At 49.8% G+C, this 17742-nt stretch carries 18 protein-coding genes; 10 read left to right on the top strand and 8 right to left on the bottom strand.

The annotated features are described in order from the left end of the window. Window positions 1-10 precede the first annotated feature (10 nt). The 6 genes from G441_RS0101520 (at window position 11) to G441_RS0101495 (ending at window position 5989) form a co-directional block, all read left to right on the top strand. A complete protein-coding gene (locus tag G441_RS0101520; protein WP_026374717.1) occupies window positions 11-808 on the top strand; it encodes an enoyl-CoA hydratase/isomerase family protein in 798 nt (265 codons plus the stop codon). Between the two features lies 1 nt (window position 809). Further along, entirely contained in the window at window positions 810-2810 is a 2001-nt protein-coding gene (locus tag G441_RS0101515) for an acetyl-CoA carboxylase biotin carboxylase subunit (protein ID WP_026374716.1), read from the top strand. Further along, on the top strand, window positions 2807-3709 hold the full coding sequence (locus G441_RS0101510) for a hydroxymethylglutaryl-CoA lyase (protein WP_026374715.1): 903 nt from the start codon (window positions 2807-2809) through the stop codon (window positions 3707-3709). Before G441_RS0101515 ends, G441_RS0101510 begins: the two co-directional genes overlap by 4 nt. A 51-nt stretch (window positions 3710-3760) precedes the next feature. After that, window positions 3761-4501 carry a substrate-binding periplasmic protein gene (locus G441_RS0101505; RefSeq protein ID WP_026374714.1) on the top strand — a complete coding sequence of 247 codons (741 nt, stop codon included), beginning with the start codon at window positions 3761-3763 and terminating at the stop codon, window positions 4499-4501. A 2-nt stretch (window positions 4502-4503) separates the two neighbouring features. Next, the gene (locus tag G441_RS0101500) at window positions 4504-5070 is read left to right on the top strand and encodes a DUF922 domain-containing protein (protein WP_084407238.1); all 567 of its coding nucleotides are present in this window, start codon (window positions 4504-4506) and stop codon (window positions 5068-5070) included. A 97-nt stretch (window positions 5071-5167) separates the two neighbouring features. Then, window positions 5168-5989 (top strand): hypothetical protein, encoded by an 822-nt coding sequence (locus tag G441_RS0101495; RefSeq protein ID WP_026374712.1) that lies wholly within the window; start codon window positions 5168-5170, stop codon window positions 5987-5989. An 81-nt stretch (window positions 5990-6070) separates the two neighbouring features. On the opposite strand, the gene G441_RS17635 is transcribed toward G441_RS0101495, so the two are convergent. The 4 genes from G441_RS17635 to G441_RS0101475 form a co-directional block, all read right to left on the bottom strand. Next, entirely contained in the window at window positions 6071-7078 is a 1008-nt protein-coding gene (locus G441_RS17635) for a fatty acid desaturase family protein (protein ID WP_051275251.1), read from the bottom strand. Window positions 7079-7080: 2 nt separating this feature from the next. Continuing rightward, a complete protein-coding gene (locus G441_RS0101485) occupies window positions 7081-7605 on the bottom strand; it encodes an SRPBCC family protein (protein WP_026374711.1) in 525 nt (174 codons plus the stop codon). A gap of 64 nt (window positions 7606-7669) precedes the next feature. Continuing rightward, window positions 7670-8617 carry a nucleoside hydrolase gene (locus tag G441_RS17630; RefSeq protein WP_084407236.1) on the bottom strand — a complete coding sequence of 316 codons (948 nt, stop codon included), beginning with the start codon at window positions 8615-8617 and terminating at the stop codon, window positions 7670-7672. Beyond that, the gene (locus G441_RS0101475) at window positions 8598-9563 is read right to left on the bottom strand and encodes a GlxA family transcriptional regulator (protein ID WP_026374710.1); all 966 of its coding nucleotides are present in this window, start codon (window positions 9561-9563) and stop codon (window positions 8598-8600) included. The genes G441_RS17630 and G441_RS0101475 overlap by 20 nt, the downstream gene beginning before the upstream one ends. Before the next feature lie 237 nt (window positions 9564-9800). Here G441_RS0101475 and glgC point away from each other — a divergent pair, with 237 nt between their 5' ends. Then, a complete protein-coding gene (gene glgC / locus G441_RS0101470; RefSeq protein WP_026374709.1) occupies window positions 9801-11066 on the top strand; it encodes a glucose-1-phosphate adenylyltransferase in 1266 nt (421 codons plus the stop codon). A gap of 8 nt (window positions 11067-11074) precedes the next feature. On the opposite strand, the gene G441_RS0101465 is transcribed toward glgC, so the two are convergent. Both G441_RS0101465 and G441_RS0101460 read right to left on the bottom strand, forming a co-directional pair. Further along, on the bottom strand, window positions 11075-11896 hold the full coding sequence (locus G441_RS0101465) for an alpha/beta fold hydrolase (RefSeq protein ID WP_026374708.1): 822 nt from the start codon (window positions 11894-11896) through the stop codon (window positions 11075-11077). Then, entirely contained in the window at window positions 11889-12923 is a 1035-nt protein-coding gene (locus tag G441_RS0101460; protein ID WP_026374707.1) for an AraC family transcriptional regulator, read from the bottom strand. The genes G441_RS0101465 and G441_RS0101460 overlap by 8 nt, the downstream gene beginning before the upstream one ends. 149 nt (window positions 12924-13072) lie before the next feature. Here G441_RS0101460 and G441_RS0101455 point away from each other — a divergent pair, with 149 nt between their 5' ends. Together G441_RS0101455 and G441_RS17625 are read left to right on the top strand one after the other, a co-directional pair. After that, window positions 13073-13351, top strand: coding sequence for a 2Fe-2S iron-sulfur cluster-binding protein (locus tag G441_RS0101455; protein ID WP_026374706.1), 279 nt, complete (start codon window positions 13073-13075; stop codon window positions 13349-13351). Window positions 13352-13356: 5 nt separating this feature from the next. Then, window positions 13357-14514 carry an alkane 1-monooxygenase gene (locus tag G441_RS17625; protein WP_051275250.1) on the top strand — a complete coding sequence of 386 codons (1158 nt, stop codon included), beginning with the start codon at window positions 13357-13359 and terminating at the stop codon, window positions 14512-14514. On the opposite strand, the gene G441_RS0101445 is transcribed toward G441_RS17625, so the two are convergent. Then, window positions 14477-15808 (bottom strand): spinster family MFS transporter, encoded by a 1332-nt coding sequence (locus G441_RS0101445; protein WP_026374705.1) that lies wholly within the window; start codon window positions 15806-15808, stop codon window positions 14477-14479. The two genes, G441_RS17625 and G441_RS0101445, sit on opposite strands and share 38 nt — an antisense overlap. A gap of 164 nt (window positions 15809-15972) precedes the next feature. Here G441_RS0101445 and G441_RS0101440 point away from each other — a divergent pair, with 164 nt between their 5' ends. Next, on the top strand, window positions 15973-16779 hold the full coding sequence (locus G441_RS0101440; protein ID WP_026374704.1) for an acyl-CoA thioesterase: 807 nt from the start codon (window positions 15973-15975) through the stop codon (window positions 16777-16779). 3 nt (window positions 16780-16782) lie between these two features. Here the strand turns inward: G441_RS0101440 and G441_RS0101435 are convergent, their stop codons facing one another. After that, on the bottom strand, window positions 16783-17628 hold the full coding sequence (locus G441_RS0101435) for an HDOD domain-containing protein (protein WP_026374703.1): 846 nt from the start codon (window positions 17626-17628) through the stop codon (window positions 16783-16785). Window positions 17629-17742 lie beyond the last annotated feature (114 nt).

Below are 17742 nucleotides of genomic sequence, written 5' to 3'. Positions count from 1 at the left end.
GACCCATCGCATGACAGAACAAAAGGCTGTGTTATATGAGGTCGATGATCGCGGCGTTGCGACGGTGACGATGAACCGACCGGATCGACACAATGCATTTGATGACAGCATGATTGCCGAACTGACGAAGACGTTCAAGAAGGTCGACAACGATGCAAACGTGCGCGTGATGGTACTGGCAGCAAATGGCAAAAGCTTCTGTGCAGGTGCTGACCTTAACTGGATGAAACGCATGGCGCAGTATTCCTATGACGAAAACTACGCTGATGCCAAAGCACTGGCAACGATGCTTGAAACCTTGAACACGCTCAGTAAGCCCACCATAGCACGGGTTCAGGGCGCGGCGTTTGGCGGTGCGGTAGGGCTAATTGCCTGCTGTGATATGGCCATAGGTAGCAAGCTGAGCAAGTTTTGTTTGAGCGAGGTCAAGCTAGGTCTTATCCCAGCGACTATCAGTCCATACGTCATCGATGCCATAGGTGCAAGAATTGCGCGACGCTATTTTGTTACTGCAGAGGTATTCTCATCAAGACGAGCAAGACGCCTAGGATTGCTCAGCGAAACAGTGACCGAAAGCGAACTCGACGACACCGTTGAAGCGTTAATTTCACATATCCTGAAAAACGGCCCTGCTGCCGTAAGTGCGGCCAAGAAGCTGGTGCTAGAGGTGCAGGATAAAGAACACACAGACACGCTGCTGGACATGACCAGCGAGCGGATCGCTGCAATTCGCGTGTCCGACGAAGGGCAGGAAGGACTAAGTGCCTTCCTGGAAAGACGTAAACCAAGCTGGTTCAGAGACGAATAAGATGTTTAATAAACTTCTGATAGCGAACCGCGGCGAGATCAGCTGTCGCGTTATAAAAACGGCCAGAAAAATGGGTATCCGTACGGTTGCAGTGTACTCAGACGCGGATGCCAATGCTTTACATGTGCAAATGGCGGATGAAGCCTTTCGTCTCGGTCCGGCGCCCTCTCGGGACAGCTACCTGCAAGCGCAGAAAATCATTGATATCGCCAAACAGCACAATGTAGATGCGATTCATCCAGGCTATGGCTTTTTGTCAGAGAATAGCATGTTCGCCAAACTGTGCAGTGACAACGGTATTGCGTTTGTCGGCCCACCTGTTTTAGCCATTGATGCAATGGGCTCTAAATCTGCTGCCAAGCGCATTATGCAAGATGCAGGCGTACCTCTGGTACCCGGCTATCATGGTGATGATCAGTCTGCCGAGATTATCAAGAAACATGCCGATGACATGGGGTATCCGGTGTTATTAAAGGCTGCTGCGGGCGGCGGCGGTAAAGGCATGCGCCAGGTCTGGAGCAGCGACGAGTTTGACGAAGCGTTGGCCGCGGCCAAGCGTGAAGCAATGTCCAGTTTTAATGATGACATTATGCTGGTAGAAAAATACCTGACTCAGCCGCGCCACGTTGAGATCCAGGTGTTTTGTGACAATCATGGTAACGGCGTATATCTGCACGAACGTGATTGTTCAGTCCAGCGCCGTCATCAAAAAGTAATTGAAGAAGCGCCGGCGCCGGGCATGAGTGATGCCCTGCGTAAGCAAATGGGAGAAGCGGCACTGCGTGCAGCCAATGCCATTGATTATCGGGGTGCGGGCACCGTAGAGTTTCTGCTCGACGCTGACGGACAGTTCTACTTCATGGAAATGAACACCCGCTTGCAGGTTGAACATCCAGTGACCGAGATGATCACCGGTCTTGACCTTGTAGAGTGGCAGCTTCGTGTCGCCAATAATGAAACCCTGCCTCTCTCACAGGCGCAGATACCACTCAATGGCCATGCATTTGAAGCGCGTATCTATGCTGAAGATCCGGACAATAACTTTCTGCCAGCCACGGGCACACTACAACTGTTAAAACCGCCGGTTGAAGGGCCGAATGTGCGCGTAGATACAGGTGTCAGTCAGGGCGATGAAGTGTCCGTGTATTACGATCCTATGATTGCCAAGCTTATTGTATGGGATGAAAACCGTGACAAGGCGCTGGCCAGACTGTGTCAGTCTTTACGTCAATATCATATTGAGGGTCTTACCACCAACATTGATTTTCTGTACAACCTGGCAGCGAGCAAAACCTTTGCGCAAGCCAATCTGACCACGGATTTCATCGACCGCCATCAGGATGTGTTAAACCAGACCAGCGAATACGATCTGCACCGCTTGCTGCCTTTGGCCACATTAACGATCCTGGAGACTGGCAAGAAACTCACCCGCCCGTCCTCAGGCGACCCCTACTCTCCGTGGTCAATGGCCAACCACTGGCGCGCCAATGAAACCCACATTCAGTCTGTCAAAATTGCTGTTGGCGATAACGAATACGATATCAGCGTGCAGCAGTCTGCTGGTGAACAAGATGTGGTTATTGTCTTTGACGGCCAGACCTATCGTTGTCAGGCGACGTTGAATGACGACACCCTGTTGGCCAGTATCAACGGACACCGAAGCACCACGGCCGTAGCCAGCCATGCGGAAAGCGTGACATTATTCACCGCCGATGAGGCATTCCGTTTCAGACATGTTATGCCAGATTTAGGTTTGAGTGACGATAATGAAAGCGGTGGTGGTTTCAGTGCGCCGATGAACGGCACGGTGGTGTCACTCAACGTCGAACCTGGTGTGAGCGTGAAAGCAGGTCAGACGCTGATGATTATGGAAGCAATGAAGATGGAGCATGCTATCAAAGCCCCCAGCGCAGGCGTCGTCAAAGAGTTCTTCTTTAAAGCCGGCGAACTGGTCGATGGTGGTGCCATGCTGCTTGAATTCGATGCTGAGGTGAGCGAATGAGCGCCTACCCAAACGCCGTCAGGATTGTTGAAGTTGGCCCCCGTGATGGATTGCAGAATGAGCCTAGTAGCATCGCCCTGAGCGACAAACTCAACCTGATTCACGGGCTCGCCGAAGCCGGCTTGAAAGTGATTGAAGCCGGCAGTTTTGTCTCACCCAAGTGGGTACCGCAGATGGCTGACAGCGGCGAGGTGTTTGCTAATATTCAGCGCGCTGCCGGGGTTCGCTACACTGCACTTACGCCAAATATGAAAGGACTGGACGCTGCCATTGCCGCAAAGGTTGACGAAGTGGCCGTGTTTGGGGCAGCGTCTGAGTCGTTCTCACAGAAGAACATCAACTGCTCAATTGACGAAAGTCTGCAGCGCTTCAGCCCTGTCGTTGAACGAGCCCGGCTATTAAGTATTCCAGTGCGCGGCTATGTATCCTGTGTATTAGGATGTCCTTATGAGGGCAAGATTGCGCCTGCAGAAGTCGCAAAGGTATCCAGACAGCTGCTTGATATGGGCTGTTACGAGATTTCACTAGGTGACACCATTGGTACTGGCACGCCGGTAAAAACCGCCGCCATGCTCGAAGCCGTGCTTGATGTGATCCCCCGCGATAAGGTTGCCGTTCACTTTCATGACACATATGGACAGGCTCTCGCCAATATCCTGGTTGCCTTACAACATGGTATCGCCACTGTCGATTCTGCAGTAGCAGGTCTTGGCGGGTGTCCCTATGCCAAAGGCGCATCTGGCAACGTGGCGACAGAAGACGTGGTGTACATGCTTGACGGCATGGGTATATCAAGCGGCGTCGATTTACACAAGCTCGCTGCGGCCGGGCAGGCAATCACTCAGGCATTAGGTCGCAAAACGCAATCTAAAGTCGCTTTGGCCCTGGCTTCAAGGTAGTCTTAACACGATATCGACGCAACAAGGGTGAGTATGGTCTGTCTGCGGATAATGTACGTTTTACTCATACTGTGCTGTTTTTCAGCCTCGGTATGGGCTGACGATACTGATACTCAGGTTGAAGACCAGATTAAAGTGCTCACCTTCCCCATTCCTTTACTCGTGGAAAGTGAAGAACAAGGGCTGTTTATTGACCTCGCTCACGCCATTAGTAAGGAAGCGAAGTTACCTATCGACATAGATATTAAAAATACACCACGTGCGCTGCGAGCGTTCAGGTCCGGTGATTACGATATCCTCATGCCAGCATTGGATGTCATGTTTAGCGAAGAAAAACATGTCATTAAATCTCGCGAGCTGTTTTATCGTAAACGGGACTACGTGTTTACGCTCAGCTCCAAACCGCTGATAAAAAATATTGCCCAGCTTAAGGGCCTGAGAGTCGGCCTGACCCGAGCCTACCCTTATTCGCAAACACTGCTTAATGAGCCGGGCATCGATTTTGTCTATGTCGATACTGATGAACAAAATGCTCAGCTTCTCAGTGTCGGTAGAATTGATGCATTCGTAGTAGAAGAATCCAGTGGTATTCAGGCATTTCGTAACACCAACCTTATCGGTGAAGTGCACTATCCCAAAGCCAATTGGATCTCGGAGCAGGACGTGTATTTTGCCGTTTATAAAGATGGTGACGGCAAACATCTGGAGAAACGTATCTCGCAGGCATTAACAAGATTAAAGCAATCCGGATTGTTTGAACAAATAATGTCTGGCAGCAATACCGGGCTGTAGGCATGCGACGATTATCCATCGCATTCTCTTTGTACTTAGTCTGCTCAATGACCAACGCCAAAGTCTGGGTTGAACAGCGCACTGAATATTACGATATTGCGCCCTCCTCAGTCGCAGACATAAAACAGCAGCTGCGAGAGCATTCCCCTGTTACCCAAAATGAACAGATATTCCACGGCAACACCCAGTGGACCGTCGAGCCGATGTTTCAACTTTATCGCGCCAATGGACTGTGCAGGATCATGCATGTAAATGTCAGACTACTGACGGTTTTTACATTGCCACGCCTTGCCAATGAAGATGAAGCTGACGATGACATTATCAGTACCTTTACCACCTATGTGAATGCATTAACTGAGCACGAGCAAGGCCATCATGAGTTTGGCAAACAAGCAGCAGAAGCCGTTGCCAAACGGTTGACGGCTCTGGTACCACACTATCAGTGTGAACAGTTGGCAAAAAATGCCCAGCAAGAGGCGGCGGCAATTATCGAGCGTTTTAGTGATGCAAACAAAGCATACGACGCGACCACCGGCCACGGGCGCACCCAAGGCGCAGTGATCAGATAGTTTTTTGCCAACCTGACAATAAGCAAAATCGCCAGACTCGACTAAGATTATTGACGTACCGTTTTTGTGGAACCCGCGTCACAGTCAGGAGGTGAACATGCCCTATAAGACCGCGCACTTCTATTTACTCGCTCTGATACCCATTACGGTTCTGGCCTTTTGGCCGAGTTACTTCGGAGTACTCAATAAGGCACCACTGGCACATCATTTACATGGTATTACCGGCACGCTGTGGATAGTCCTGCTGGCCGCACAGGTCTGGAGTATTCACAGTCGTCGTACACAAATGCATCGAACAATGGGAAAAAGTCTTTTTGTCCTGGTGCCGATAATGAATGGTGCGTTTGCGATGGTGTCATTACAAGGTGCTCAGAAATTTGTCAGCGGCGCAATTTTTTATGACATGTTCGGAAAAGCACTTCTGACCGTTGATATCTTGCTAACCTTCATCACCCCTATGTTGGTGATGCTGGCCTTGATGTACAGGCGCAACATCAGGCTGCATAGCGCATTTATGCTAAGTTCGATTATGGGGCTGTTGCCGCCCATTCTGTCACGACTGTTTGCCGCGATCATGCCAGGCATGACAATTCGCGGGCCCGATACGCTTTATCGCTTCGAATACTGTTTACAACTTAGCATACTGGTCACAGCGCTAATGTGTTTTTACCTGTATTGGCGCAATCGCAAGGATGGCTGGCCTTGGCTGATGGTGGCGGGGATGACTGTGTTGTATTTTGCGATTTACGCCACCCTTGGACAACAGGCCTGGTGGGATGCAGTAGTCCGCCAAATAAGTGAATTCAGCATGTTAAGTGCATTTGTATCAGGCATGTTGATTGGCGCCTTAGCCTGTGTGTTTGGCTGGTTTATGCAGCCAACGGGCGCAGCACTTAAGCACGCGAAGGTCGGTACGTAGAGGTAGAACCCCGCCTGCGCGGGGCTGACGATTTAAATTTGTCATTTCCGCGAAGGCGGAAATCTGCCTTTCGCTAGGGTTTCAAGCGTGTCTGGCGGGTCTCACCATCGCTTTAAGCACTTCACCGTACCCGACTGGTATGCTTGTATCGTTAAGCGCGCCAACCTGTTTCAGCCAGGCGTGAAACGCGGCCAGACGGTACGGCGGTACTGCGGGTAACCAATGATGCTCGAGATGGTAATTCACATGGTTAGGAGCTACCGTCAGACGCTCCCACCAGCGAGCATACACGGTGCGCGCGTGCAATCGTGGATCGGTATTGAGTAAATCGGGTACACCGGCATGTTCAGCCGCGTTACGTAGCCGTGAAAAAAACTGAAAGGTGGTCAGATAGGCTATCCACCACAGCCCGTAAAACTGCACATATCCTAAGCGCCAAAGCAGTAATGCCAGAGCGATATGAAACAAGAGCGCCGGCGCAAGGTTTTTGGCTAGATTGACTAGCATGTCCCATATGCTCAAGGCACGCTTTTCGTTTGCGGATTTATACGCCATATCATATTCAACGACGCCCGCATGCATGAGCATCAGCAACGCTAAATTTTTCACCCCAGTGATACCAAAGGTATCGCGTATTAGTTTGCGTCGTAAACTGGCCTTTGCCACCGGATATGGCCGGTAATTGGGATAGTCGGGATCATCAGTGGTCCCCGCTTTAGCATGATGGCGCAAATGATAACGACGATAGCCCTCAAACTGTGCGAGTATCGGGCCGGCACAACACCACTCCCCGATACGTTTATTGAGTGTCTTACTGTTAAACAGTGCGGCGTGCACACAGTCATGCATGAGTATGCCAAGGCCAAGCTGCCTGTTGCCCAGTAAAATTAGAGAAATGATTACAGTGCCTATGTTAAACCACAAAATTGGCAGCGCAAATGCGACGGCTAGCAGCGAATAATTTACCAAAAGCAACCACCATGCCTGACTGTCTGAACGCTGTAAAAATGGCTTTAGGTTTTGGCCCTTTAATATACTTCTAAAATCAGACTCTACTGGCATAGCTGACTGCGTACCTCTTGCTTCCATCGTTAGCTGCCGTTTTCAGTCAGCATTTTTAAATTATCCAGCCCAGCTTCAAAATCAGGCCCGATCATGGAATCCATCATCAATGCAAAATAGCGATTGAGAGGATTGTTCCCCACGTCGCCTTCGTCAGTCCACGTGACTAGCGTGTTGTCATTTTGCGCCTGCAACACAAATTCACCGGTTGAGCCCATTTCGAAATCAGGAAAGTAAAGCGAATAAGACACGCGCTGATTGTGTTCCAGGGCAATAATCTGCATCTCACCGTTGCCTTCGGTTTCACTTTTCCACTCGGATTTCATCCCGATGGCTCTGTCAGGACCAGAAAAACTTACCTCCATCTGAGGATCGCGCTTGAACCACACTCCCCAGTCCTGCCAGCGGCGTAAATCAACTATCCGTGGGTATATCTCTTCCGCGGGTGCATCAATCACAATGCTCCGCTCTACTTTAAAATCTGACGGTAAAACAAACCCAACAGCAATAAATGCCACGATCAATCCGATGACAATGATAAGCGCTTTTTTCACAATACATTCCTGTGTCTGCGTGATAGGTCGAGTTTATAACATGTTTTTTACATTTTGAATGGCATCAAAAATCCGTCACAAAGTTTTTATCAAATAACTCGATGATACCGGCTAACACAGCCTCTTTTTCAGCCCGTTCAAGCACGGACACTTGCGTCCCATTGGCAGATATTGTTGTTTGGCCCGCACTGGGGTCGGATACCAGCACATCTATTTTTTTGTCAGTAAATCTCATATGCTGCCTCAACGGCAAGACGCAGCAAGTCGCCAACACGTCCCACATAAAATACGTATATTCGTAGCTTGGCAAACTGGTGACGGTTGCCGCCCACATTTGTCCTGCCAGATCGGCTACCTGACTGCTTCGTAACGTCGCCAGTGAAGCAAGAAAATCCATGCTAACGGGAAATGCATTGGTGGCGTCCAGGGGGACCAGCGTCAGTGGTAGATTTTTTGATAGAAGCTGTTTGGCGGAAACCGGGTCCCAAAATACATTCCACTCGGCGCTGCCGTCATGATTATGCATGGCAACATTGCCTCTCACCTTCAAAGCACCCGCCATCCATACCACCTCTTCTATCTTTGCATGAGCCTGTGGTGAATCGTCTAATGCGGCATTAAGGTTACTGCACGGACCCGTCATCAGAACAGTAATGGGCTCTACCGCCTCTTCAAGCAGTGAGCTGATCAGCTCGCTTGCGGGCCTGCTATCTAATTGATCTAGTTTGGCGTCAACCCGCAGCATAGCAGGTAGCGCATTGCACATCTTAGGCTGGGCTCGCCACTCAGCTGGAAAGGCATTGATACCATGCAAATCACCGACAGCGACGGGGATATCAGTCTTGCCAAATAAACCACATAGCTTCAATGTCGAACGTAGCGCTTCATCGGCGTAACAATCTGCCGGTGTGACCGTAATACCGATTAACTCGATATCCGGTGATGACAACAGCAACATCAGAGACAGCAGATCATCAATGCCGCCATCATGGTCAAACAACACTTTTTTCATGTCGCTCCTCCTTTTTGCCGAATTCTGAACGATAGGCAGCTGGAGAGATACCAACGTATTTATTGAAATTAAACCGCAGGGTTATCGCGTTATCAAAACCAACCAGGCGAGCTAAGATGTCCAGCGCCACATCGCTGTCTTCAAGAATACTCTTTGCTATCGTAATGCGCTGCTTATTCAGCCATACCTTTGCACTCGAGCCCGTTGCGGCACGGAAATGGCGGTCGAAACTTCTTCGCGACATCCCTGCTCGCTCAGCAAGTGCATCGACATCTTTGATTTTATCCAGATGCTTAACTGCCCATTTCATCACATCAGCCAAATTGCCGTCATATAGCGGCTCATTCGGATCGACAAATTGGCCCTGCCCACCCTGGCGCTGCGGCGAGAATAGCAACCTTTTGGCTACCCTGTTGGCCACATCATGACCAAAATCCCGTCGCACTATCTCGATACCGAGATCGAGTGCTGCGGCACTGCCAGCGGACGTACCAATATTGCCATCAATGCAATACATCACGTCATCCAGATAATGTGTATGAGTAAAACGTTTTCTGAACTGCGCTGCATGACGCCAGTGTGTTGTAGCAGACTTGTTTTCCAGCAAGCCAAGCTGCGCGAGCAGAAAAGCGCCCGAGCCGAATCCATGTATCTGTCCACCACGGGCGTAAAGCGCCATGATCTGCTCTGCCATCGGTAAACGCACGTGCTTTTGCTCGACAGGCCAGCTGGGGATAATCAGTGTGTCAATGTTAGCTAACGAACGGCTACAGTTAACGTCGATAGCAATGCCACAACGGGTGGAAAACGGCGGCTTTTCAAAACAGATGAATTCGCACTCATACCATGTCGGTGACTCGGCTCGCCCACCAGCAAAGACCTCTGTTGCGCAAGATAACGCAAATAAGTTGATCTGCGGCGTGATTAAAATACCGATGCGCTTCACAGACCGAACTCCTTGTTCACTATTTTTACTACCCACATTGGCCGAAGATTAACGCTCATTTAATATTCCGCCAAGTAGTTTTGATCATGGGTTGCGTTGAATACAGCAGTTTGTCACGACAAAGTGGAATGTAACCTAATTGTGCTGGTCGTTAATGCGTGTAATATGAGATGGTGTTTATTTGTTCAGCACAACTAAACACACTCTGAGACCCTGCAAAAACACGGAGTTAGTGAAATGGCGCAAAACAGTCATCGTTATATCAGTAATCTCACACGAGATACCTATGCTCTTATTCTGGCCGGCGGTCGTGGTTCCCGGTTACACGAACTTACCAGCTGGCGGGCAAAACCGGCGCTGTATTTCGGCGGAAAATTCAGAATCATCGATTTCCCTCTTTCCAACTGCGTGAACTCCGGGATCCGCCGTATCGGTGTCATCACCCAGTACAAATCACACAGTCTTATACGTCATCTGGTGCGAGGTTGGGGCCATTTCAAAAAGGAGCTTGGCGAGTCTGTTGAAATCCTGCCAGCGTCACAGCGCTATTCTGAAAACTGGTATGAAGGCACTGCCGACGCCGTGTTCCAGAATATTGATATCATCCGTAACGAATTGCCAAAGTACGTAATGATCCTTTCAGGCGACCATATTTACCGGATGGATTATGGCGATATGCTGGCTCACCACGTGGAGACGGGTGCTAAGATGACGGTCAGCTGCATGCCAGTGCCGATAGAGGAAGCGGCTGGCGCATTCGGTGTCATGTCGGTTGACGAAAACATGCGCATTCACGGATTTCAGGAAAAGCCTGCTAACCCTGCACCGCTGCCAGGCAATGACAGTTTATGTTTAGCCTCTATGGGTAACTATGTGTTCGATACTGAATTTTTGTTCGAACAGCTCAAGCGGGATTCAGAAACCAGTGGTTCAGAGCGTGACTTCGGTAAGGACATTATTCCGGCAATAATCAAAGATCACCCGGTTTATGCGTATTCTTTTACCAACGGCGATGCAGAACAGGCTTACTGGCGAGATGTGGGTACCCTGGACTCCTTCTGGCAGGCCAATATGGAATTGGTTGCACCTGTCCCCGCACTGAACATTTACGACAGAAAGTGGCCTATCTGGACCTATCAGGAGCAGTTACCACCGGCAAAATTCGTCTGGGAAGAACAGGATCGTCGTGGTGAAGCAATCGACTCTGTGGTGTCCGGAGGGTGTATTATTTCAGGTGCCACGGTGCGCAAAACGTTATGCTTTTCCAATGCAAGAGTACACAGTTTCAGCAAGATTGAAGAATCCGTTTTACTGCCTGACGTTGAAGTGAAACGGCACTGCACCATCAAAAAAGCCATTCTAGATCGCGGCGTGGTGGTGCCCGAAGGTATGCAAATAGGCGTTAACCATGATGAAGACCGAGCCAGAGGCTTCAGAGTGTCCGAAAAGGGCGTGGTGCTGGTCACTCGCGAAATGCTGGGGCTGCCCGTCGGCTATGGCTGATAGAGGGTTTAGCCTGCCAGTGCATCTGATGGCGCAGTACTCTGCGCCATGTCGCTGATTAGTTGCTTAATCAGTTTCGCGACCTGCTTTGGTTGCTCTAGCGGGAACATGTGTCCGGCATTACTGAAAACCTGATGAGGCATGCGATTCCCCCGTAAGAAAGGTTTTATTCTGGACGGTTTACATACATTGCTGTGTTCCGCTGTGACCATCATCGACGGACATTGCAGCCTGCCATAGAAACGACTCAAATTATGCGGCAATGTTCTGAATATGGCCGTTTCTACATCAACGTGAAAGCGTAATTTCCACACGTCACCGTGATGCTCTATCGCCGATGCAACATAGTCTTCAACACATTCGGGATCCATCGGCCTGAACAGCCCTTTCTGCTTAAAATAGCCCACTACATCTTCATCACGTTGCCACTCATACTTGCGATATTTACTGAGACCGGCGGGCGTCACTTTATCAATCAGCGGTGTTTTTTTTAGCAGGCGAAATACCGGTTGCTGCAAACCAACGGCAAGGGGTGGTTCAAGCATAAGTAGCCCTTTAAACAGCTGCGGCTGCATGCAGCAGGCCAGGTAAGATACCACTGCGCCAAAGGAATGACCGATCGCATACACAGGCTGATTCGCATGCTTAGCCACATAGCTGCACAGCTCCTTGGCCGGATTAACCCAGTTGTCATCGATAGGCATCGCAGGATCGTGGCCTAGTCTGTCAATGGCGATAATATCTAGTTCACCTTCTAATGCCTTAAATAGTTTCCTGTAACTTCCTGATGGAAAGCCATTTGCATGGGCAAAATGAATCAGTTCAGCCACGTTTTTTCTCCACTTGTGCGCTGTGGTTTTTACGAAATTCCTGGGGAGACAGACCACTCCAGCGTTTAAATGCGCGTCTGAAGTTAGCCACATCGGCGTATCCGAGCAAATAGGCTAGCTGCTTTATCGGCATCCGCTGGTAATGCAAATGTTCCTTTGCTAATGAAAACCTCACTTCATCCGTGAGCTGCTGAAAGCTTGTCTGTTCACCCTGAAGTCGGCGGTGCAATGTTCGAGGCGTCATGTTCAATGTCTTTGCAACCTCTTGTAAGCCGGGCATATGTTCCCGTTGAGCAATCAGAATTTGTTTCACATCACTGCTTGTTGATTGCACTGTTTGTAAACGGTCAAGCTCCTGCTCACAAAACTCCTGAGCCTGCAGCAATGTGTGCCTGTCAGCCAGAGGCAACGCCATGTCAAGCATGGCCAAAGGTACATCAAGCGCGGTAGTAGGCGCATTAAACTCTACCTCGCACGCAAATACGCTGCGATACAGTGGCCCGTATTCAGGTTCGGGAAAATCAAATCTCACATGCGTAATAATGGTGGGCTCATCTACCACGACATGCAGTGCTTTGGTTAGTGTCATCATCACTGCTTCAAGAAAGGTTTGCTTTATCTCCTCCAGTGGAATGCACTCAGTAAGGTGCACCCGCAGTCCACCTTGGCATTGTTCAAGATCGAGTTTCACCAGGGGTGTACGCGTGGCCATGTAACGTGAAAAAAAGTCCAGTACCTGCCTTGGGGTGGAACAATTCAACAGAGCCAGTCCCAACATGCCATGGGAGTTTATAGATAGTCCGCGCCCCACCAATAAGCCTATTTCAGGCTGGCCCGACAACCTTATCGCATCGCAGATCAGGGTTCGATAATGAACAAAATCGAGCGTTTTATGGTTGCCAACCACATCCTCATAGGTAAGACCGACACAGGCTAGCCAACGCTCTTTTGATGAACCGATACTGTCCAGATAGTTGGCAATCTGATTCAGATAATGGACCGGTATGGTCAATGTAGTGTCGGTCATAAAGCCGTCGTGAATGACATTTAGTAGTAGATGTTATGGTGAATCAAGCAAATGTCAATAAATGACCCCTTAATGTCACGATTGACGCTCTCTCACCATGCGCTGAATTGATTACGCTGTGTGTCACTTAATGATTCAAGAAAAGCAGTATGAGTACAGCATTTACCATTCACTATAACGACAGTGTTTTCTGTTCTGAAGAAGATGAAACCCTTTTGGATGCCGCCATCTTCAACGACATTGATATTCCCCATAATTGTCAGGTAGGAAGTTGTGCCAGTTGTATATGCACCCTGGTCAAAGGCGAGATTGACGCACTCAGCGAGCTGGAATACGTGCTGCTTCCCGAACAAATCGAAAAAGGTGCCATTCTGGCTTGCCAGAGCATCGCGAAAAGCGATCTGGTCTTAACATCGTTTGAGGAGTAAATCCGATGTTCAAATATGCGAAGTTTTCCAGTTATTACCTGATATCGCTACTCGGGATGTGTTTTTTGCTGCTGGGCGGCTACTGGATTGCTATTGGCTTTGCCCTGCTAACGGCCGTCATGATGGGTGGCGATGCGCTGTTTGGCGATGATATCAGTACTCCAGAATACGGCCACCCTAGCTGGCTTACGCTATTACTATGGCTAGCATTACCCTTCACTCTGTTGCTGGTGCTGGTCAACATCTGGCTGGTCGCCGACGCCGACTGGCTGGGCATTGGCGCACAGATCGGTGCCATTGCCGGGGTGGACTTACTCGCAGCTCGTGAGAGTAACTCTTGGTTGGCCTTAGCAATAGCCGTACCCTTCTCTGGTTTGATGTTATCTGTACTGGCCACAGTGACCGCACATGAGCTGGTACATCGCACGCGAGATAAGGTGTCTGTGAGCATTGGACGCTGGCTGCTGGCGTTTAGCTTCGATGCTAACTTTTCTATTGAGCATGTTTATGGCCACCACCTGCATGTTGCCACACCGGCAGACCCGGCCTCAGCGCCGCGGGGTCGCAGTGTTTACGCACACATGCTGATATCAACGGTAAAAGGCAATATCAGTGCCTGGAATATCGAAGCAAAGCGACTCTCACGTTCTAAAAAAGCACTCTTCAGCTGGCATAATCGCTGCCTGCGTGGCTATGCAATGACACTCGTTTTGTGGGCTGGAGCAACATTACTGGCCGGCTGGCAGGGAGCGGTAATGTTTTTAGCAATCGGCCTGGCCGCAAAAGCGCTGCTGGAGATCGTCAACTATATGGAACATTACGGACTGGTCAGAGCGCCGAACAAAAAGGTAGAGCCACGCCATTCATGGAACACCAACAGACGCTGCAGCAATTGGATGATGTTTAATCTGGCAAGACATAGCCACCATCATGCGCAGGGTGCAGTACCGTTTCATCGCCTGCGCCCCTACCCTGACGCGCCAGAAATGATTAACGGCTATCTGGCCACCATTTTTATTACGCTTATCCCACCTCTGTGGCACCGATTAATGGCACCTAAGCTTGAAGAATGGGATGAGCGCTACGCCAGCGAGGAAGAGCTCATCCTATTACGCCAGCAGCACACTAACTGCCACGCGCCTCAGCCTTCTGCCAGTCATTAATAATTTTCTTCGACGTCCACAGAAACGCCAGGATTGCCATTGTATAGGTGATAATCAGGAAGCTCAGAGAGGTTCTCAGTGCTTCCGTCTGGCCCTGGCTTTCAATCAGCGACTGACTGAGGATCCCGACCAGCGTCGGTCCGCCACCAAGTGCGATAATGTTGAGTACAAAGAAAAACAGCGCGGTCGACATTGCTCTGATATTCAGTGGAGCCAGTGTCTGCGCCATCGCAAAACACGGACCCAGATAGGTACCACTGGTGAATAGCAGTACAGTAAGCAGACCCAGACTAACCCACACATTTTCCACATGCAGCGAGAAAAAGAATGCTGGCGCCCCTATCACTAGCATCATGGCAGGCAACAGTGCGTAACCGCGTTTGTCTCGTTTACCCCACTTATCGGCCCATACGCCACCTAGCCACACACCAGCGGCATACGCAGTACCATTAATGATTCCAGACACAATAAGCAGTGTGGTGATGTCAAAGTCGCTGTGCGCCCGAGAATAGAAGTCAATACTCCAGGTAGAGATCGCATAGTTACCGAAAGAGGCGAACGAAATTCCCAGACACATTCCCCACCACGTTGGAATCGACAGTAGCGTTTTTACCGAGTCTTTGAATGACGTCTGCACAACAGTACTGGTGGTGTGGGTACGCTGAGGCTCTTTGACAGTGAATTTAAGTAGCAGAGCCAACACCACGCCTGGCAGACCTACACTGATCATCACCATACGCCAATCTGCGCTTCCCCCCTGCAAGAAAAATGCTGAGGCAAAAAATGCGGCCATAATGCCAAACGGGATCCCCAGCGAATACACAGCCAGTGCGCCTGCGCGCTCTTCTTTGGCATACAGGTCTGAGATGATTGAATGTGAGGGTGGACTTCCGCCGGCCTCGCCAATCCCTACCCCGATCCTGGCTAAAGCCAGTTGAGTGTAATTTTGGGCGAGTCCGGATAGCGCAGTAAAACCGGACCACAACGCCAGTGAGACGCTGACGATATTAACCCGGTTGTAGCGGTCAGCAAGCCACGCAATAGGCAGGCCACAGACAGTGTAGAGCAAGGCAAAATATATTCCCTTCAGGTAGCCTAGCTGCGCATCATCCAGGCCTAAGTCAGCCTTAATGAAGGGCGATAGAATGCCGATTATCTGGCGGTCAATAAAATTAAACGCATAGACCAGCGTGAGCAGAAGCAAAACGTAAGTGCGATATCCGTTCGATGCAGTGGTTGATTGTGTAGCACTGACAGTTTCACTATTAGGCGTGCTTGATGATTCATTCGGCATGGACAGCTACTTTTATTATTATATTCACCCGCCGTAGTGTACGTAGGTAAATGGATGCGGCTCAACTAAATGTTAATTATTTGTGACCATAAATAGAAGTGTTTGATTGTTACAGCGCTTACCCTGCATAATCTGCGCATACAGGTCTGACCACAGAGCACGCCATGCACATAGACGAACTTCTCTCCCAACTCAGCCACTCAGCGCAGGCTGAGGGTCCTGCAGTGATGACGATAGATAAAAGCTGGACGCAAGGCCGCACTGCATTTGGGGGGATAAGCGCCGCCCTGACCTATGCGAGCATGAAAAATAAGGTGGCAGAGGGACGCGTACTGCGTTCTTTTTCATGCAACTTTGTTGGACCGCTGGGCGCTGACACGCCTTTTGAAATCCATGCCACCATGCTACGTGAGGGAAAAAATGTTTCTCAGGTTACCGGCGAAATTCGTCAGGATGGCAAAACCTGTCTGATGGCACAGGCCTGCTTTGGTGAAGGTAGAGAATCAAAAATCCGGGTTGAGAATCAGGACACGCATAATATGCAGGTACCTGCAAAACCTAAGTTTCTGCCATATATCCCCAAGGTCACGCCAAAATTTCTCAAGCATGTCGACCTGGCGATTGTCCATGGCGGCTTGCCTTTTACCAACAGCAAAGTATCGGATGTACACGGTTGGATGCGCTTTAAAAAGCCGCCGCAAACCGTAACCGATGCACATCTGATTGCCCTGATAGACGCCTGGCCGCCGACCATTCTGCAGATGCTGCGATGGCCGTCACCCGCCAGCACAGTAAGCTGGAACATTGAATTTATTCATCCCCATGCGCCGGTCGAACCTACCGACTGGTTTGCTTATCAGGCTCACACGAGACAAGCGGCTGAGGGATATGGCCATACTGAGGCCAATATTTGGGATGCCAGAGGAGAGCTGGTCGCACTCAGTCGACAAACTGTGGCGGTATTTGATTAGGGTTTAAAACACCACAAACGATGACGGATTAAACAGCGCCAGTACGCTCATTGACTGCAGATTTGTATAATCCAGTGCTGATTCAACATCGTCCATGCTCATGTTCAAGCGTCGATACAGATTATCATCCAGATTATTGAAACTGCGATAGACGTCCTGGTGGATGTTATCCAGCGCCAGTACGTAACTCAGCTGCACAATTTTATCGTCCAGACTTTGCGCACGATGAATACTGGTGTGTAACCTGGCGATGGGATGCGCTATCTCTTCTGGAATGGACCAGGCGTGGATGAGTTCAGCGGCAATATCTGAGTACGGGAACCCCAGGTGTCGCTGCTGCAATTTAAGCGGCGTGTCTGTCTCAGTCAGCTTACTGCACTTGACCGCGATGTCCTTATCCAACTTAACCATCACCAGTTCGCCAATATTGTGCAGCAGCCCACACACAAATAAACGCTCTGGCTCACGTACACCAAGCTGTTCAGCGAAATATTTAGCCAGCAGACCGCAGCTGACGCTCTGCTCCCAGAATTTATCCAGGTCAATAACATCGGGTGGCACGGTGTTAAAGGCATTCGCCACACCATAGGCTACCACCAGGTCATACACAGAATTTGTGCCTATCACCTGTACGGCTTTGGAGATGGTGTCTATTTTACTGGGGAATTTATACAGCGCACTGTTGGCTGTACGCAAAAGCTGTGAAGCCAGGGACGGGTCAAAATTTATGATTTCGGCAATGTCCGCCATTGAAGTCGAATCATCTTCAATAAGCTGTTTGATACGGACTACCGCATCGGGGAGAACAAAAAGCTCTCCCGCCTTACTCGCATAATCAATAGCATTCATCGTCACGTTCCCAATACCGCCTTCCATACTTAAATACAACGTTGTAAGAACACGTACTTATGGGTATAGCTCACAAGTGGCAATAATACCAAACAGAGTGTTGCCTTGCACCGC

Origin of the sequence: Aestuariibacter salexigens DSM 15300, assembly GCF_000429145.1 — a bacterium.
Lineage (GTDB): Bacteria > Pseudomonadota > Gammaproteobacteria > Enterobacterales > Alteromonadaceae > Aestuariibacter > Aestuariibacter salexigens.
This window is presented reverse-complemented; position numbering and strand designations above follow the sequence as displayed.

Excerpts from the sequence above, each read along its gene's own strand:
- G441_RS0101500 (WP_084407238.1), top strand. The coding sequence starts at position 4,504 with ATGCGACGATTATCCATCGCATTCTCTTTGTACTTAGTCTGCTCAATG.
- G441_RS0101460 (WP_026374707.1), bottom strand. The coding sequence starts at position 12,923 with ATGACCGACACTACATTGACCATACCGGTCCATTATCTGAATCAGATT.
- G441_RS0101445 (WP_026374705.1), bottom strand. The coding sequence starts at position 15,808 with ATGCCGAATGAATCATCAAGCACGCCTAATAGTGAAACTGTCAGTGCT.
- G441_RS17635 (WP_051275251.1), bottom strand. The coding sequence starts at position 7,078 with ATGGAAGCAAGAGGTACGCAGTCAGCTATGCCAGTAGAGTCTGATTTT.
- G441_RS0101440 (WP_026374704.1), top strand. The coding sequence starts at position 15,973 with ATGCACATAGACGAACTTCTCTCCCAACTCAGCCACTCAGCGCAGGCT.
- glgC (WP_026374709.1), top strand. The coding sequence starts at position 9,801 with ATGGCGCAAAACAGTCATCGTTATATCAGTAATCTCACACGAGATACC.
- G441_RS0101455 (WP_026374706.1), top strand. The coding sequence starts at position 13,073 with ATGAGTACAGCATTTACCATTCACTATAACGACAGTGTTTTCTGTTCT.
- G441_RS0101520 (WP_026374717.1), top strand. The coding sequence starts at position 11 with ATGACAGAACAAAAGGCTGTGTTATATGAGGTCGATGATCGCGGCGTT.
- G441_RS0101510 (WP_026374715.1), top strand. The coding sequence starts at position 2,807 with ATGAGCGCCTACCCAAACGCCGTCAGGATTGTTGAAGTTGGCCCCCGT.
- G441_RS0101495 (WP_026374712.1), top strand. The coding sequence starts at position 5,168 with ATGCCCTATAAGACCGCGCACTTCTATTTACTCGCTCTGATACCCATT.
- G441_RS17630 (WP_084407236.1), bottom strand. The coding sequence starts at position 8,617 with ATGAAAAAAGTGTTGTTTGACCATGATGGCGGCATTGATGATCTGCTG.
- G441_RS0101435 (WP_026374703.1), bottom strand. The coding sequence starts at position 17,628 with ATGAATGCTATTGATTATGCGAGTAAGGCGGGAGAGCTTTTTGTTCTC.
- G441_RS17625 (WP_051275250.1), top strand. The coding sequence starts at position 13,357 with ATGTTCAAATATGCGAAGTTTTCCAGTTATTACCTGATATCGCTACTC.
- G441_RS0101505 (WP_026374714.1), top strand. The coding sequence starts at position 3,761 with ATGTACGTTTTACTCATACTGTGCTGTTTTTCAGCCTCGGTATGGGCT.
- G441_RS0101515 (WP_026374716.1), top strand. The coding sequence starts at position 810 with ATGTTTAATAAACTTCTGATAGCGAACCGCGGCGAGATCAGCTGTCGC.